This is a genomic window from Vibrio breoganii (assembly GCF_001677275.1).
Taxonomy (GTDB): Bacteria; Pseudomonadota; Gammaproteobacteria; order Enterobacterales; family Vibrionaceae; genus Vibrio; species Vibrio breoganii.
The window spans coordinates 1536988-1555025 of sequence record NZ_CP016177.1 but is presented as its reverse complement, the minus strand read 5'-3'; the positions used below and the strand labels follow the sequence as shown (position 1 = coordinate 1555025).

Annotated in this window: 15 protein-coding genes; 7 read left to right on the top strand and 8 right to left on the bottom strand. The window is 46.6% G+C overall.

All coding sequences use genetic code 11. The features are described 5' to 3' along the window. Positions 1–59: 59 nt before the first annotated feature. The 5 genes from cydC to A6E01_RS07225 form a co-directional block, all read right to left on the bottom strand. On the bottom strand, positions 60–1793 hold the full coding sequence (gene cydC / locus A6E01_RS07245; protein ID WP_065209938.1) for a heme ABC transporter ATP-binding protein/permease CydC: 1734 nt from the start codon (positions 1791–1793) through the stop codon (positions 60–62). Then, positions 1786–3558, bottom strand: a complete 1773-nt coding sequence (gene cydD, locus A6E01_RS07240) for a heme ABC transporter permease/ATP-binding protein CydD (protein ID WP_017030082.1) — start codon at positions 3556–3558, stop codon at positions 1786–1788. Before cydD ends, cydC begins: the two co-directional genes overlap by 8 nt. Before the next feature lie 109 nt (positions 3559–3667). Beyond that, positions 3668–4624, bottom strand: a complete 957-nt coding sequence (gene trxB / locus A6E01_RS07235) for a thioredoxin-disulfide reductase (RefSeq protein WP_017030081.1) — start codon at positions 4622–4624, stop codon at positions 3668–3670. A gap of 148 nt (positions 4625–4772) precedes the next feature. Further along, positions 4773–5471 (bottom strand): SanA/YdcF family protein, encoded by a 699-nt coding sequence (locus A6E01_RS07230; RefSeq protein WP_237334456.1) that lies wholly within the window; start codon positions 5469–5471, stop codon positions 4773–4775. Positions 5472–5551: 80 nt separating this feature from the next. Continuing rightward, on the bottom strand, positions 5552–7240 hold the full coding sequence (locus tag A6E01_RS07225; RefSeq protein ID WP_017030079.1) for an NAD-dependent malic enzyme: 1689 nt from the start codon (positions 7238–7240) through the stop codon (positions 5552–5554). 298 nt (positions 7241–7538) lie between these two features. Here A6E01_RS07225 and A6E01_RS07220 point away from each other — a divergent pair, with 298 nt between their 5' ends. Next, positions 7539–7925: a hypothetical protein gene (locus A6E01_RS07220; RefSeq protein WP_017030078.1), complete on the top strand. Its 387-nt coding sequence runs from the start codon at positions 7539–7541 to the stop codon at positions 7923–7925. Positions 7926–7955: 30 nt separating this feature from the next. Here A6E01_RS07220 and A6E01_RS07215 read toward each other — a convergent pair whose 3' ends face one another. Further along, entirely contained in the window at positions 7956–8444 is a 489-nt protein-coding gene (locus tag A6E01_RS07215; protein ID WP_017030077.1) for an META domain-containing protein, read from the bottom strand. A gap of 161 nt (positions 8445–8605) precedes the next feature. On the opposite strand from A6E01_RS07215, the gene A6E01_RS07210 reads away from it, so the two are divergent. The 6 genes from A6E01_RS07210 to iadA all read left to right on the top strand — a co-directional run bounded on the left by A6E01_RS07210 (position 8606) and on the right by iadA (position 15494). Further along, positions 8606–8857, top strand: a complete 252-nt coding sequence (locus A6E01_RS07210) for a DUF1289 domain-containing protein (RefSeq protein ID WP_017030076.1) — start codon at positions 8606–8608, stop codon at positions 8855–8857. A gap of 304 nt (positions 8858–9161) precedes the next feature. Beyond that, a complete protein-coding gene (locus A6E01_RS07205) occupies positions 9162–11000 on the top strand; it encodes an ABC transporter ATP-binding protein (RefSeq protein ID WP_017030075.1) in 1839 nt (612 codons plus the stop codon). Positions 11001–11016: 16 nt separating this feature from the next. Continuing rightward, positions 11017–12522 (top strand): ABC transporter substrate-binding protein, encoded by a 1506-nt coding sequence (locus A6E01_RS07200; protein WP_065209936.1) that lies wholly within the window; start codon positions 11017–11019, stop codon positions 12520–12522. Between the two features lie 6 nt (positions 12523–12528). Continuing rightward, complete coding sequence (locus A6E01_RS07195) at positions 12529–13446, top strand: ABC transporter permease (RefSeq protein WP_017030536.1); 918 nt, start codon at positions 12529–12531, stop codon at positions 13444–13446. 5 nt (positions 13447–13451) lie between these two features. Beyond that, positions 13452–14315, top strand: a complete 864-nt coding sequence (locus tag A6E01_RS07190) for an ABC transporter permease (protein ID WP_017030537.1) — start codon at positions 13452–13454, stop codon at positions 14313–14315. Between the two features lie 9 nt (positions 14316–14324). Continuing rightward, positions 14325–15494 (top strand): beta-aspartyl-peptidase, encoded by a 1170-nt coding sequence (gene iadA, locus A6E01_RS07185; RefSeq protein ID WP_065209935.1) that lies wholly within the window; start codon positions 14325–14327, stop codon positions 15492–15494. A gap of 317 nt (positions 15495–15811) precedes the next feature. Here iadA and rplY read toward each other — a convergent pair whose 3' ends face one another. Next, a complete protein-coding gene (gene rplY / locus A6E01_RS07180) occupies positions 15812–16090 on the bottom strand; it encodes a 50S ribosomal protein L25 (RefSeq protein ID WP_017030070.1) in 279 nt (92 codons plus the stop codon). 176 nt (positions 16091–16266) lie between these two features. After that, positions 16267–18003, bottom strand: a complete 1737-nt coding sequence (locus tag A6E01_RS07175) for a DNA repair helicase RadD (RefSeq protein ID WP_017030539.1) — start codon at positions 18001–18003, stop codon at positions 16267–16269. Positions 18004–18038: the final 35 nt, after the last annotated feature.

Sequence of the window (18038 nt, the reverse complement as noted above, 5' to 3'; positions counted from 1 at the left end):
CCGCAGCGTTTACGTTGCGGGGCTTTTTGTTGGTTAGTCCAAAGTCTGCGACTAATCCACTAGATCGCTTGATGCAATTGGAAATAGCGCCCTTTTTGTTTTAAAAGCTCGCTGTGCTCGCCTTGTTCTACTAGCTTGCCTTGCTCAAGTACCACAACATTATCCATCTTACTTAGGCCTACCAGACGGTGGGTTACAAAGACCACGGTTTTGTCTTGATAGTGCTGCTCGAGTAGCGACATGATTTGTGACTCAGTAGAGCGATCTAGGCCTTCTGTAGGTTCGTCGAGTAGAAGGATAGGGGCGTTGTGCAATACGGCGCGAGCGATACCGATACGGCGTTTCTCGCCGCCAGAGAGTTGTCTTCCGCCATCGCCTAGCCATTGATCAAGCCCAGGTGCATCCATCAAGTACTCAAGGCCAACTTTTGATAGCGTTCCGGCTAATTCACTGTCGTCGGCATCAGATTTTGCAATTAATAGGTTGTCGCGCAAGGTGCCATTTAACACATCAACACGCTGGCTCACTACCGAGATAAGTCTGCGAAGCTCTGATTCAGAGAGCTCGGTCAGTGCCTGTCCGCCAATCTTGATATCACCTTGCTGAACATCCCAGTAGCGGGTCAGCAATTGAAGCAGCGTTGATTTACCACTGCCGGTTTTACCGAGAATGGCAAGCTTACTGCCTGCTGGCACGCTCAGTGATAGATTGTCTACAGCAAGGGGTGCATTGCTTTCGTAGGCAAATGAAATATCGCTAAACTCGACGGCAACTTTATTATTAGTACCGATGACTTTGTTGTTGGTATAGGTAGGGAATTGTACATCAGGCTCAGCGCCGATGATCTCATTGAGACGTCGTGCAGATGCCAGCGTTTGCCCTAGGTATTGGAACGCCCCAGCAATCGGCATTAATAACTCTACACTGGCTAGGGTTGCAAATACCACCAGAGCGATAAGTGGGCTAGGTACAGATCCGCCAATTCCGTCTGCTGACATCCATAAGATCAGCAGTAGCGTCATGCCATTGGCCAATAACAGTAAAGCGTTGGCAAGACCGGTAATATGAGCGTTGACTGCCTGATTGCTCATCAGTGCCATTTGCGCTTGGTCGATCTTTTCTCTGTAGCGTTTTTCCGCGCCAAATAATAAAAGCTCGCTGTGGCCTTCAACCCAATCTAGAGCGCGGATACGAAGGTCTGCGCGGTTTTGCGTCAGTCTATGCCCATTACCCTTACCCAATTTATAAAAGAGTACAGGCCAGATCAAAACAAGAGCCATCAAGATAGCGCCAAGTGTTAGACCGATATCACTATCAAACCACACCAAGAAACCCGTTAGGCAGGTGATACCTAGAATGCTGAGTATTACTGGGCTTACAAGACGCAGGTAGACGTGGTCCATGGCTGATACATCCGCGACTAAGCGGTTGAGCAGGTCGGCATCACGCAATCCACCCACACGACCAGGGATCAGCGGGGTGAGTTTCTCATAGAAGTAAACACGCAAATCCGTAAGCAGCTTAAAGGTTGCGTTGTGTGACACGACGCGCTCGCCCCAACGACCAGCAGTACGACCCATAGCAAGGCCACGAACGCCGCCACCAGGAAGCATGTAGTTGAAGGTTTCTCGGGCTATAGTGAGTCCTGCCACAGCAGCAGCGGACAAAAACCAGCCAGATAAAGTCAGTAGACCGATAGAAGCAAATAGGGTAAGAAAGCCCAAAATCATGCCTAGGGATAGACCAAACCAATGCTTTTTATACAGTTTGAGGTAAGGAAGTAACTCACGCATCGATATCGCCTCCTAGTGTTTGCTGCTGATTCAGCATCGCTTTGAAGGTGCCTTGATGTTCTAGTTCGCTGTAGCTACCTTGCTGAGTAAGAGCGCCATTTTCCAACACTAATATTTGATCCATTTGCTGCAGGTTACTTAATTGGTGAGTGACCATAAGCGCGGTTTTATTCACTAGAGCCGATTGCAGGCTCTCATTGATTAACGATTCACTGCGGGCATCCAAGCTAGCGGTAGGCTCATCAAGCAGCCAAAATTGGCCATCTTGCAACAAGGCTCGGGCTAGCGCAATACGCTGAGCTTGGCCTACAGACAGGCCTCCAGAGCGATCCGAAATGGCATGATCTAGACCCAGTTTATCGATAAATTCATCGGCGTGAGCCTGTTTGATTTTGTCTTGTAACTCTTGCGAGCTAAAGGTTTTCTCAGCAAGGTTAAGGTTCTCGGCAATGGTGCCATGAACCAGTAATGGGTTTTGACCTACCCAGCTCACCATTGAACGGTAGCTGTTTAGATCAACCTCAGATAACTCTGTGCCATTAATGGTTAGACTGCCTTGGTAAGGAAGAAATCCAAGAAGGGCGTTCATTATTGAGGTTTTACCTGCGCCGCTTGGGCCTACCAAAGCTGTTTTCTTGCCCGTTTCTAGAGTGAAGCTGACAGGGCCAACCAATACCTTGCCTTCTGTGCTGGTAACGATTAAATCAGAGGCTGTTATCACGCAGTTTTCTTCACTAGTGATAACCTGCTTGTTGCTCTCTTGTTTAGGCTCTTCAATATTCAAGAAATCAACAATGCTTTCTGCCGCACCAATGGCTTGCTGCTTGGCGTGATAAAAGGTACCAAGGTCGCGAAGAGGTTGGTAGAACTCGGGTGCGAGTATCAAGATGAACAAGCCTGTAAATAGGGTAACGCTGGTGCCATAGTGGCCAAAGTTAAGCTCACCGATAAAGGTGAAACCAAAATAAACCGCGGTGAGGGCAATGGAGATTGAAGTGAAGAATTCTAATACCGCAGAAGACAAAAATGCGATCTTCAATACGCTCATCGTGCGCTCGCGAAACACCTCTGACGCAGCATGTAACTGTTCTTTTTCATCTCTTGCACGGTCGAATAAACGAATGGTTGTCATCGCTTGCAAGCGGTCATAAAAATGCCCTGACAAGCGTTGCAGTGCTTTGAAGTTTTTACGGTTTGCATCGGCAGCTTTTTTGCCAACCAGTGCCATGAAAAACGGAATGAGCGGTGCGGTGATCAAAAATATCAGTCCGCTGACCCAGTTGAGTGGGAATACCACCACCAAGATCATAAAAGGAATTAGCGCTGAGAGTGCCATTTGCGGTAGGTATTTTGCGAAGAAATCTTGCATCTCTTCTACCTGCTCGATCAGCATGGTGCCCCATGCGCCGGCGGTTTTACCTTTAATATGGCCAGGCCCCAAGCGACGCATTTTATCGACCACCAAGCCTCTGATATAGATGCGAACCTGTTCGCCACTTCTGTACCCTGCAATCTCTCTGCCCCAAGCGAGGGCGCTGCGCAGTATTACTGTCGCACCAAGGCCAATGAAGTGAGGGACTAAATCATACTTGTCGGCATGTTCAATGATGAGGCTATGTAGGATCTGAGCGATGAGTGAGGCTTGAATGATGAGCACAACGGCAGAAGCAACTCCTGCGACAACTGTCAGGGTCAACCATCGCTTTGCTAGCTTACTTTGCTGTTTAAGCCAGCGGCTCAACTCGCCTTGGGTTTTCTTATCCATGAATATGATTAAATGCGAATAATTTTGATTTGGGAGAGTATATCGAAAAAGGTCCACAGATGTACTCTGTGGACGCTAAGATTTCAATATGAGAGGTAATTAATTTTGTTTACGCATCAATTTCGTCGAGATAACGTTCAGCATCTAACGCCGCCATACAACCAGTACCGGCTGAAGTGATGGCTTGACGATACTGATTATCCATAACATCACCTGCGGCAAACACACCCGGTATGCTGGTTTGTGTTGCGTTACCTTCTAGGCCGGAATTTACCACGATGTAATCGTGATTCATCTTTAACTGCTCTTTGAAAATGCCGGTATTCGGTTGGTGACCGATAGCGATAAACGCACCCATGACATTAATCAGCTCTGTTGCATCCGATTTTGTATCCTTAACGCGGACGCCAGTGACACCCATATCGTCGCCAACCACCTCATCAAGTGTGCGGTCGGTGTGCAGAACAATATTGCCTGACTCAACCTTGTCCATTAGACGTTTCACCAAGATCTTCTCAGCGCGGAATGAATCGCGGCGATGGACTAAGTGTACCTTTGAGGCGATATTTGAAAGATACAGTGCTTCCTCAACCGCAGTATTGCCACCACCGACAACGGCGACTTCTTGATTACGGTAGAAGAAACCATCGCAAGTGGCACAAGCAGAAACGCCGCGGCCCTTGAATGCTTCTTCAGAGTCTAATCCGATGTACTTCGCCGAAGCGCCTGTTGCGATGATCAATGCATCACAGGTAAATTCTGTGCTGTCACCAAATAAACGGTATGGCTTTTGGCTCAGGTCAACCTTGTTGATGTGGTCGAAGATGATCTCGGTTTCGAACTTTTCAGCGTGAGCTTGCATACGCTCCATCAATGCAGGACCGGTTAAGTCACTGGCATCTCCTGGCCAGTTTTCTACTTCCGTAGTGGTGGTGAGCTGACCACCTTGTTGCATCCCTGTCACGATAACTGGATTAAGATTTGCACGCGCAGCATAGATTGCCGCCGTATATCCAGCAGGGCCTGATCCTAAAATAAGTAGTTTACAGTGCTTCACATTGCTCATAACTGTTTGATCCTTTGTAATTCTGCCTCGATTGTATGTAATTCAGGCCACGAATTGAAGATGATGATTAAAGGTATATTGGTGTGAAAGCGGAGAAATCAAGGATAGGGCACGAAATGAGGACCTAACAACAGCAGATAGCTGATTGCTATTCGCTTTCAGCTACCGGCTTGGGAACGAATCGAGGCATGATTGGCCCGTATTCGTATTTCGGTAGCATATCCAATATCGGCTCTTGCGGGCCTAAGAACTTGGGTTGGGTGTTCATGATGTAGACATCGAGCATGGCTTTAATGCGGGCAAAGACTTCCCGAACCCTGACATTGAACCAAGACCTTGGTTTAGGGGAGGGAACCCCTAGGCAAATGGCATCCGCTTTGTAGTAATTGGCAATGAACAGAGCTCTGTCGCAGTGAAAGGTTTGGGTAACGATAGTGAAGTCGTTGAGGTTGAAGATCTGCTTGGCGCGTACAATAGAGTCGAGCGTTCTAAATCCTGCATAGTCTAGGAAGATAAGCTCTTCAGGGATACCTGCCCTTAAAAGGTCTCGCTTCATAGTCCAAGGTTCATTGTATGAGCGATGGGCATTATCGCCACTGAGTAAGAAACCGCGCACTTTTTGCTGCTTATACAGCTCAATGGCGGCGTCAATACGGTAGGTGTAATACGGGTTTAAGGTTCTACCTATATATTTACTCGTACCTAAGATTAGGGCGATGTCTCTCGCGGGTGCCGATTCCACCTCTTTATGGATTCGGCCTTGGGCCTGATAGCTCATCCAAAAGTCTACTGAGCTTAATAGCAGGATAACGCACAGCGTGATCCCGCTACCCAGCAGTATCAACATTTTCAGAGCTCTAAGGGCTAAGTGCCAAATCGAAGTTTCGCGCCAATAGCCCTTAATTTCAGTCCAACTCAGTTTACTCACTAGAAGGCAGTACGCTTATAACGACGGTAAACCGGTTGCCAGAAGTGATTGTCTATGGACTCTTTGATGGCTTGATCGGTGATCTCTAGCGCCACACCTTGCTTAATCGCTTGTTTTGCAACAGCAAAAGCGATTTTCTTCGATACCGAATGAATCTCTTCTAGAGGTGGCAGCAATGCGCCATGACCTTTGATAGCCAGTGGTGAACACTCAGCAAGCGCTCGGCTGGATTCCATTAGCATTTCATCGGTAATACGAGAGGCCGAGACAGACAGTACCCCAAGGCCGATACCTGGGAAGATATAGCTGTTGTTACACTGAGCAATCTCAAGGCGTTTACCATTGACCAGTACAGGCTCAAATGGGCTACCTGTAGCGACTAGGGCTTGGCCATCGGTCCAATCAAGAACGTCTTTTGGCACCGCTTCTACTCGGCTGGTTGGGTTCGATAGCGGAAAAACGATTGGGCGAGGGCAATGCTTATGCATGGTTTGAATCACCTGCTGGCTAAAGATGCCTGGCGCTCCAGAAACACCGATCAATACCGTCGGTTTAGCGTTCTCTACTACATCTAACAAGGAGTAGTCTTGTCCTTCTGCCTGCCACTCTTTGAGATTTTCAGACTTTTGGGCTAATGGCTTTTGGAAGTCGAGAAGGTTGTGCATACCTTCTTGGAGTAGACCCCAGCGGTCTACCATATAAATGCGTGAGCGAGCCTCGTCTTCAGGTAAGCCTTCATCTTGCATTTGAGCGACGATAGCTTCGGCTATACCACAACCTGCAGAACCCGCACCCACAAAGGTAACGCGCTGGTCTGACAGCTTGCTACCTGCAGCGTGACAGGCTGCGATGAGTGAGCCTACGGTCACTGCAGCGGTGCCTTGAATGTCATCATTAAAACAGCAGATGCGGTTTTTATAACGCTTCAATAGTGGCATTGCATTCTTTTGTGCGAAGTCTTCAAACTGAACTAGAGCCTCTGGCCAGCGGCGCTGAACCGCTTGGATGAACTCTTCTACAAATTCGTCGTACTCAGCGCCAGTGATGCGAGGGTGTCTCCATCCCATGTACATAGGATCGGCTAAGCGTTGCGGGTTGTTGGTGCCCACATCTAAAACAATCGGTAATGTGTAAGCTGGGCTGATGCCACCACAGGCGGTATACAGAGAAAGCTTACCAATAGGAATACCCATACCGCCGATACCTTGGTCACCTAAACCTAGAATACGTTCGCCATCGGTGACAACGATCACCTTAACGTTATGCGTAGAGGCATTATTGAGAAGGTCATCGATACGGTCTCTATTAGAATATGAGATGAAAAGGCCGCGACCGCGTCGATAGATATTAGAGAACTTTTCACATGCCGCGCCAACGGTCGGCGTATAGATGATAGGCATCATCTCAGAGATGTGATTTTGTACTAAGCGGTAAAACAAGGTTTCATTGGTATCTTGAATATTTCGCAGGTAAATATGGCGATCCATATCATTGTCGAACTGTTGATATTGCTGATAAGCACGTTCAACTTGTTCGGCAATCGTTTCTGTTGTCTCAGGCAACAAACCATCTAGGTTAAAGTAGGACCGTTCTGAAGCGGAAAATGCGCTTCCTTTGTTGAGCAGTGGGGTACTTAGAAGTGCAGGCCCTGCGTGTGGTATATAAAGCGGTCTTTTGTCGTTTTTCATCGTTTAACCTAGTTGGAGAGTAGAGAAGAGTTCAGCGAAGGGCATTGTAAGTTATCCCATTTGTAAATTGAATGACGCAGTGATCATTTTTTGTCAAATGTTTCCCCGTAGGACAAATAAGTGTCGAAATAGTTAACTAGACTGTTAACAACCAGTTACATATATATCAATTAGGAATTGATTGTTGATGTAGTGGAACGTTATTTCATACAGTCTTGTACTGTGGTGAGTATCGGCTGATAGTTATCAATAACATAGCCAATTTCTGGCTAATCCTAACGCAAATTCTGTGGGAATAATGACCATTAGCCAGATGCAAAGTAACGCTGTTCGCTTCGACTACACCCATTTTTTGGGTGAGAGTAGCCGTGGTCATCGCTGGCGTTTTGTCGATGTCATTCACAGCATAGCGCCTATCTTTGGCACGCTGTGGCTGCAGGAAATTGATAAAGCACAGAACTCAGAACAAAAATTGTGGGAGAGTGCCCTTAATCAGTTATCGTCCACGCACAGTGATGAGAAGAATTTGATTAAGCTGCTGAGAATTGCAAAACAGGAAAACATCGCATCACTTGAGATTTCTTTGCCTTACTCGTTTGAACAAGAACAAATTGAGGCTATTTGCGCTCGTGCAGAAGTGAAAATTGAGTGTGTTGATGAAGAGTTGTGGAAGGTAACGTTGTGAGCCGTCTATAGACGACTCACACACTTGGGTTTAGTTTACCCAGTCTTTCAGTTGAAACGTCAAAGTATGTTCTGCACTTTTTAGTTCCATTGTCTGCTTAGTAAGAACAACGTCATTCCACTCAGACAATGCTTTTGAGTATGCCATCTCAGTGTTCATCACACCCTCTGGACACATCTTCATTGTCATTCCCATCTGTTGGATGCGGAACTTACCGTCTTTAAGTTCACCTTGACCAAAGAAGTTATTACAACCGGCGTTGCCGTTGGTCGTCATCTTCTCGCCAACTTCTAGGGTAGGAGCTTTGAAGTTCTCATCAACCTCTACCGCTTTACCGTCAATGTGAGTTAATACCCAATGGTGATGCTGTAGTGCTTGCTCATTGACTTGCAAAGTTTCGGCACTCATTTCCATTTCAGCCTTGCTATCCATAGCTTGCTTATCCGCATCATTACTGCCCATACTTGAACAAGCTGAAATGAGCAGTGCAGCTGATATTGCCGTTAATTTTTTGTACATTTAAAGACTCCAGATATTTGAAGATGATGGTCCAAGTGTATAACAAATAAAGAGAAATATGTCAGTTATACGTCAGTAATTGCAGTGACATTCATTGAATAATAGACCTATTTGATGAATACTGTTGGGTATTAATTCAAGGGTTGAATATGGGGGCGTAAATGGAACAATTAGATTTTTTTGATGTACCTAGCCCTTGTATTGGTGTGTGCAGTTCCGATGAGCGAGGCTACTGCAAAGGATGTATGCGCAATCGAGATGAACGCTTTGCATGGCAAACACTTTCTTCAACAGATAAGAAACACGTTATCAAACTTTGCCGCCAGCGATACCGACGTAAGATGTTAAAAGGAAAGCAGCCCCTTAAACCCAATGAAGACGAGGTGTCGAGCCCACAAGGTGACCTGTTTTAATAAAGCAGAGATAGCTGAAGCACAAAACCTCTATAATAAGCGGAACATATCTGATCTCAACTTTCTTAATAAGTGTTCTTGTATTATTTATTGATTCCTTTCGGTGTCGGCATTTTTATTCCTGAAATTATTTTATAAGTTACTAATAATAAAAAGAAAAGCTTTCATATCTGCATAAAATAATTCACCCAATCCCCATATCTAACTGGCTGTTGAAAAGATAGTTTCCACTTTTTCATATTAATCATGACGCTGTAAATCCTTATGCTAGATGCTCTTATTGAACAATCTAGGCAGGGAAAAAATGAGCCGACTACTGCAGATCAGCGATCTTAATGTCTCTTTTAAAACCATGCAGGGTGAAAAGGGCGTACTTCACGACGTCAACATTGATGTAAGCAAGAATGAGATTCTTGCTGTAGTGGGGGAATCGGGTTCAGGTAAATCCGTAATGAGTAAAGCCATTATGGGATTGCTTGGCAATAAAGCAGCTAAATCAGGTCAAATATACCTTCATGACAGCAAGTTAAGCGATGAACCATTAGAGATGGTATCCATGAGTCGCAGACAGGCTCAGCAAATTCGTGGAGATGAAATATCAATGATATTTCAAGACCCGATGACATCGCTAAACCCCCTTATGACCGTAGGCAACCAGATTGCAGAAGCGGTGCAAATTCACCAAAAAACCTCTCGAGCAGAAGCTATAGAAGAAGCAGGACGCATGCTAGATCTTGTGCGCGTTCCCTCTGGTAGACAGGTGCTTGGGGTTTATCCGCACCAACTATCCGGTGGCATGCGCCAACGTGTAATGATTGCCATGGCGTTAGCCTGTAAGCCGAAGCTACTCATCGCCGATGAACCAACCACGGCACTCGATGTGACCATTCAAGCGCAGATCTTAGGCTTGATTCGTGAGCTGCAAACAGAGCTGGGCATGGGCGTTATCTTCATTACCCACGACATGGGGGTAGTCCACGAAGTAGCAGACCGAGTCGCGGTGATGTATCACGGTGACATCGTAGAAACAGGCACCCTTAATCAAGTCTTTCTAGAACCCAAACATGCTTACACAAAAGCCTTGTTGAAAGCAGCCCCTAAATTAGGCTCTATGCGCGGACGTGCAGTGCCACATAGCTTTCCGGTTTTAACGATGGAAGAGGAGCTAAAGGGCAATACCACTTTAGTTGAAATCCCAGGTTCTCCAGTGGATTACAGCAAAGCCCCTTTATTGGACGTTGACCGTTTACACGTGGTGTTTCCAAGAAAGCACAACTTCTTTGGCAAAGTGACCCATCAAGTTCACGCGGTAAACGATGTCAGCTTTAAGCTGTGGAAGGGCGAAACCTTGGGCATTGTTGGCGAATCGGGCTCAGGAAAATCAACCATTGGTAATGCCATCTTAGGTCTTCTTGAAGAGGCCACAGGAGGTATATCGTATCAAGGCATTGATCTATTAGACCCCACTCGCGAGCAAAGAAAATTAGTAAAGAGAGACATCTCGTTTATCTTCCAAGACCCATTGGCTTCGCTAAACCCGCAGATGACCATAGGGGAGTGTGTCGAAGAGCCGTTCATCATACACCACCCTGAAATGTCAAAAGCGGAGCGAGAGAAACAAGCTAAGGCACTGCTCAATAAAGTAGGCATTAAGTCAGAGCTTTATCGCCATTATCCCCATGAATTCTCAGGTGGCATGCTGCAGCGAGTCAACATTGCGCGAGCCCTGACTACGCAACCTAAGATCATCGTTGCCGACGAGTCTGTATCTGCGCTCGATGTTTCTGTTCAAGCCACGGTTTTAAACCTGATGCTAGCGCTGCAAAAAGAGTTTGGTATCTCATTCATCTTTATCTCCCATGATATGGCGGTCATTGAGCGTGTATGTCATCGAGTTGCAGTTTTGACAAAGGGCCAGCTGGTGGAGATTGGTCATCGCCAAGAGGTGTTTGAGGATACCAAACATAGCTATACGCAAAAGCTACTGGCAGCGATTCCATCCATCGATACCGAGCGTTCGGCCCCTAAGCAGTTTGAGCTTCTCACAGACGATATCCCAGATCCTATTTTCCCCGTAGGAGAATCCCCCTTACCAATCAAATTGGTTGAACACACAACAACACATTTTTCCGCTACCGAATAATTACAAAGGAATGACTATGAACACAACAAAGAAAACCTTGGTTCTTGCCGTGGCTCTAGGCCTTAGTGCAAACGTATTTGCCGCACAAGATAAAGTGGTTGTCGCTTCCACGAGCACAGTGCAGACATTGAACCCACACAACGCGGGTGTGACACTTGATATGAGTGTGGCAAACGCAATCTATGATGGCCTGTTCAAATTTGATGACAACATGCAGGTGCAGCCAAACCTAGCAACCGGCTATGAAGTCAGCGACAACGGTCAAACGTACACTATTACACTGCGTGAAGGCGTGAAATTTACCGATGGCACACCGTTTAATGCCGAAGCAGTTAAATACAATTTCCAAGACGAAATTAATAAAAAGCAACGTCGTGCATCGCTTCTATCAAACGTAGAAAGCTTCAACGTCGTGTCTGAAAATGTTTTAGAAGTTAAGCTTAAGACGCCTTCTAACACCTTTATCAATAATATTACGCACCCAAGTCAGGGCATGATTAGCCCTGCAGCTATTGAAAAATACGGTGATGACATCAAGGCGCATCCAGTGGGTACGGGCCGATTTGTACTGAACAAATGGATCCGTGGCTCAAAAATTACTATGGATGCAAACCCAAACTATTGGGGTGACCCGGTTAAGGTTGAACACCTTGAATTTCGCGCTGTACCAGAAGCAGGCTCGCGTCTTGCGATGCTAAAGAGTGGCCAAGCTCAGGTAATGCTTCAGTTGCCAAACACCATGAAGCCAGCAGTAAGTAGTGACAAAAAACTCGATGCGGTCGCATCTCCTTCTATCATCGCTCGTTACTACGCCTTGAATACCCAAAATGAGATCTTGGCGAATGCCGATGTACGTAAAGCACTGAACTTTGCCATCAATAAGGATGCTTATAAGAAAGTTGTTTTCGGTGGCGATGCCAGCACACTGAACTCAATTGTCCCTGAGAAGATTGAAACCTTTGCGGCGCAAACGCCATACACCTATGACGTAGCAAAAGCGAAAGCGCTTTTGGCGAAAGCCGGTTATGCCGATGGCTTTGATGCAGTTATCTGGGCGAAGAACGTAACAACCAGCATGCGCAGTGCTGAGTTTATTCAGCAGCAACTAAAAGCAATCGGTGTTAACACCACTATTGTTCCTCGTGACGTGGCTAGCCACTACTCGGCAGGTGACGGCATTAACAACGATGGTACTCCGCCGGTGATCTTTGATTCAGGTTGGTCTTCATCATCAGCCACCGTTGACTGGGCAATCCGTCCACTGTTCGGTTCACAAGGAACATCTAACTACAGCTACTACAAAAATGCCAAGGTTGATCAATGGTTGGCTGATGGCCAAAAAACATTAGATAAAGCGGAAAAAGCTAAGATCTACCAAAACGTTCAATCCACCATATGGAATGACGCTGCTGGCATTTGGACAACAGTCGATACCCAACTTTGGGCTAAATCTAAGAGCGTGCAGGGCATCAATATGTTGCCAGACGGTTCTTTAGCTATCACTGACGTTCACTACGAGTAATAAAGCATGTCGCAGTATATTGTAAAACGACTATTAGGCATGATCGGGGTAATGTTCCTCATTGCCGTGATTGCATTCCTGTTCGTTCACATGTTACCTGGCGACCCTGCGAAAATGATTGCTGGCTTAGATGCCAGCAGTCAGGACATTGCAGCCGTTCGTCATCAATTGGGCCTAGACCTTCCGTTGTTGGTCCAGTTTCAGCATTTCTTAGTGAGCCTTGCGCATCTTGATCTTGGTAAGTCCATGATTAATGGTGACTCTGTGGTCAGCCTTATCAGTGAGCGTTACAAGGTCACCGCTACTCTTGCTTTGGTTTCTTTGTGGTTTATCCCTGTAGGTATCTTGCTGGGCGTTATCGCTGCGGTTTATCAATCTCGCTTGCCTGACAGAGTGAGCATGGTTGTCGCCGTTTCGGGGATTTCGGTGCCGGATTTTTGGTTGGGATTGATTCTGATCCAGGTGTTCGCCGTTAAGCTCGGCTGGTTTAACCCCACGGGCTATGAAGGCTTGCACGATCTCGTGTTGCCATCGTTAACATTGGGAACTGTGGGCACAGCAATCATTGCGCGCTTCTCTCGCTCCGCATTTTTAGACGTATTGTCTGAAAACTACATCCAAACGGCCAGAGCCAAGGGTTTGATGGAGAGTAGAGTACTGATCAAACATGCATTTCGTAATGCCATGTTGCCCATCATTACCGTGATTGGTTTGCAGATTGGTTTTGTATTGAGCGGCTCGATTGTGGTTGAGAGCATCTTTGGTTTGCCCGCGCTTGGTTCGTTCTTAATCGACAGCGTGAATGCTAGGGACTACCCGGTGGTGCAGGCGCTATTGATTCTTTATTCGTTTCACTTCGTGCTGATCAACTTCGTGGTTGATGTCTTGTATTCCGTCGTGAACCCACAGATCAAAATGAAGTAGGAATTATGGATACTAATTCGAGTAAAACTCTTTCTCCTTTTGCCATGTTTTTGATTCGCTTTAAGCGAGAGAAAACAGCAATTGTTGCCTTGTGCATCTTGCTGACCATGGTCGTAATGGCCATCGCCGCGCCAATATTTTTGCACTACACCGCTACAGATGTGGATTACAACAATATCTTGAGTCTTCCTTCGTGGGAGCATTGGGCTGGTACGGATTTGTATGGTCGTGATAACTTTGCACGCCTTGTGTATGGTGCTCGTATTTCACTTTCTGTTGGCTTTGTGTCGGTAACTATAGGCGTAATAGCGGGTACGGTGCTTGGTGTGATCAGTGGTTACTACGGCGGTATTGCCGATGCCATCATCATGCGTGCTGCGGATGTGTTGTTTGCTTTCCCAAGCTTTCTGCTAGCTATCGGTATTGTTGCGGTACTTGGCGGCGGTATTGTGAATGTGATTATTGCCATTGCTATCTTCAGTACCCCAATGTTTGCGCGTATCGTGCGCTCACAGACCTTATCTGTGATGAACTCTCAATACGTTCGCGCTGCAAAAACCATGGGTGCAAGTACGCCAAGAATCATGTTTAAGCACATTATTCCTTCCACCATCAGTAGTGTACTGGTGTATTTCACCATGCGTGTGGGCACCTCTGTTTTGACCGCTGCCAGCTTGAGCTTTTTAGGGCTTGGCGCTCAGCCGCCATCGCCAGAGTGGGGGGCTATGTTGGCCTCAAGCCGAGACTTCATGGCCGTTGATGGCTATATGTATCTGACGCTTTTCCCTGGCCTATGTATCTTCTTGACGGTGCTCTCATGCAACGTCTTAGGCGATGGCATTCGCTCGGCACTAGACCCTAAGAATTAAGGAATCATTATGCAGTTATTAATCAAGAATGGCTCAGTGCATGCACCGCAGTATCTAGGTAAAAAAGACCTTCTGTGTGCGGGAGGCAAGATCATCGCCATTGAAGACACTATTGATGAATCTTCATTAGCGGGAGAGTATCAAGTTATTGATGCCAAGGGTGCGAACGTGGTTCCTGGATTTGTGGATACTCATCAGCACTTTATCGGCGGCGGAGGCGAGGGCGGTTATGCAACGCGTACGCCTGAACTAAAGTTGACTGACCAAACCCTAAATGGGGTGACCACAGCTCTTGGTTTGCTTGGCACCGATGATTTATCTCGTCATGTAGAGAGCCTGTTTGCCAAGACCATGGGTTTTCGTGATGAGGGTATCAGTACCTACATGATCACCGGTTCTTATTTCCTGCCATCGCCCACCATTACCGGCTCAGTGATGCGAGATATCGCCTTTATTGACCCGGTTGTTGGCGTGAAATTGGCCGTGTCGGATCATCGCGGCCCATACATTACTCATGAGGGCTTAGCGGACTTGGTAGCGCAGGTACGCAACGCAGCACTGGTATCGGGTAAAGCCGGCATTATTACCGTTCATGCAGGTGCGGGTAAAAAAGGATTAACCCAGCTTTTGGATGTGCTAGACGAAACCGATTATCAAGCCGAGCGCTTTGTGCCGACCCACATAAACCGTGAGGATGTCTGGGAGCAGGCAGTGGAGCTGGCAAAACGTGGCGCTATCATCGATGGCACTGCATTATCGCAAGATATGCTTGATTCAGGTCGCAAGGCACTCTCATGCGCCGAGGCAACTCAACTTTCTATTGAACTCGGTATTAAGGATAACTTTACCTTTAGCTCTGATGCGGGTGGCTCGTTGCCTAAATGGAACGAAGATCGTACTCGCATCGTGGGTATGGGCGTCGGCACGCCAAGTTCATTGCTTGAAGAGATCCGCCGAGGCGTGAACGAGTTTTCGCTGAGTCTGTCAGATATGCTGGTGCCAATTACTAAGAATGCCGCAAAGCAGCTTGGATTAAGTGCTCTAAAAGGCGAGTTGCAGGTAGGTCATGATGCAGATGTGTTGCTTCTTAATGATGAGCTAGCACTAACGCATACTATCGCTAAAGGTCGAGTAATGGTGTCCGGCGGTGAGGCTGTAGTGAAAGGGACGTTTGAATAAGCCTTTTGTTGCCTAGCTTGAAGTTTGCAAGTCCTAAGATCCCGGCTCAAGGCCGGGATGACTGCGTTATCGGCCTGGATAACACTTTACCATTATCGACTGAGTGGAAACCGTCATGCTGGCGAACGCCAGTATCTTAGATAGCACAATACTTTCTTACTAAGTACTACCCAATTCCCAAACCCCAGAAATGGCGAAAGCCCGATTGTTGGTAGCAATCGGGCTTTCTAATTTTTAAGAATCTACAGTTGGTAAGACCGAGTTCTTTATATATGCAAAAGGCTGGATGTAATCCGAATTAATTCCTTGGTAGGGAATTAAACGCGGATGAAGTCCATGTGCTCAACTTTTGGCTTGAACGCGTGACGTTGAACGTCTTGTGGCTTAACCTTAACTTCAGCGCCGTCGATCACTAGAGTGATAACTTCGTAGAATTCTGGCTTGTCCATTTGGTTGATCACGTCAGAGTGAACTAGCGCGATTGATACTGGCGCTGCTTCACCACCGTAAACGATTGCTGGGAATTGGCCAGCGTGACGTAGGCGGCGGCTCGCACCCTTACCTAGTTCAGTACGTACTACTGCTTCAAATTTCATAGTATTTACTCTCAAATTAGTAAAATAAAAAGATTTTCATCAAAGACTTAGCGACCTAGTCTTCGATATGATTCGCTTCAAAACGATAAATCGTCAAAGCGAGCGCGGATACTACCACTCAATACAAAATCGAGCAATAGGATTCTGCTCCATTTTACCAGATGAGTAGGCAATAGTTACAGCATAAACTCGTTGTCGAATATCACATCTCTGAGTTTCCAAAATCTGCCCTCTTTTCGAGCAATAACAAACTTGGGAAGTCGAAATCTATGCTGTTGATTCACTACCTTGGTTGGCGACAATCCGTCAAACTCTTGATGTTTGTCAGCCAGGTGCAATTTGACAAATTGTGAGTAAAAGCTTTTCTTCTGCGCAGGGGTATTGAGATAGAAATTCAAGCCCACCTTATTGCCACTTTCTCCTAGGTAAACCACTCTTAAAAAGTTCTTTCCTTTACTGTCTTTCATGACGGAAAACTCAAGATCCGTGCATTCATACACCAGAGCATCCTTAAGGCTTAACGCTTCTTTGAGTTTTTTATCTGGATCCACCAGTACGGCATCGCATTCGTGACAAATGCGCGCAGCGATATCGTTATCCGCGCCACATTCCCGGCAGTATTTTGCTCTAAAGCGATAATCACAATGTTCTCGCTCACCATCGTCATCTTCAAGATAGCCCTGACACTTTCTGCCGTAGTGCTCGATAACAAAACCATTTTCAGCGGTTTTGCCCCAGAAATTATTGTTAAAGCCGCAAGCGGGGCAGGGAATAGTGACGATCTCGCTGTCAGGATCCGGTTGGGGAGCGCCTACCTCTGGTTGATACAAGTCGTAGCAGTTTCCTGCATACTCCAAAACCAAGCACTCGCTTTTACCCTCTGAAAGGCGAAGACCACGACCGATGATTTGTTGATACAGGCTAATAGATTCGGTTGGGCGCAATACAGCAATAAGGTCAACGTGCGGGGCGTCAAATCCAGTGGTGAGTACTGAGACGTTCACCAGGTATTTGATCTTTTGCTGTTTGAACTCTTCTATGATTCGGTCTCGCTCTTTGGTGTGGGTATCACCAATCACGATGGCCGCTTCCCCTTCCGGTAATAACTCGTACACCTCTTGGGCATGCTTAACGGTGGCGGCAAATATCATTATGCCCTTGCGATTTTTGGCAAGCGTAACGATTTGGTTGAGTATCTGCGGGGTAGCGCGTTTTGATTTTTCAATGACCAAATCCATATCCGACTCTCGATATCGTCCCATGTGTGTAGGAGAGATCTCTGAGAAGTCATAACTGAATAGAGGCGCATCAATGATCTTTGCCGGAGTCAGAAACTCTTGGTCCAATAAATAGCGAATAGGCAACTCAAACACGCAGTCTCTGAAGAACCTTGCCTCGTCAGAGCGCACCTGACCGCGAGTGTGGTATTGATATATCCAGCCAAGACCTAGGCGGTATGGCGTTGCAGTCAGTCCCAATATCTTTAGGTTAGGATTAAGCGCCTTTAAGTGGCTGATGACCTTTTGATAACTGCTGTTTTTATCTTCTGGTACGCGGTGGCATTCATCAATGACCAATAAAGAGAAAGGGTCATTAAAGGCCTCTAGATTTCGAGCTACGGATTGCACTGAGGCAAACACCACTTGTTGCTCGGTTTCTTTTCGGCCTAATCCTGCGGCAAAGATCGCACCAGTGAGGTCATAGCTTTCATACTTGGCGTGATTTTGTTCAACGAGCTCTTTTACGTGTGCCATGACCAACACTTTTCCTTTAGCAAGGCGAGCAAGTTCGGCAATGACTAGACTCTTGCCGGCACCCGTAGGCAAGACGATGACTGCTGGTTCGCTGCGCTTTCTAAAGTAGTGGACGACCGCCTTAACAGAGTCGGCTTGATAGGGCCTCAGTTGGTACATGACTGGATACTATTTCCTGAAAAAAATTGAAGTTT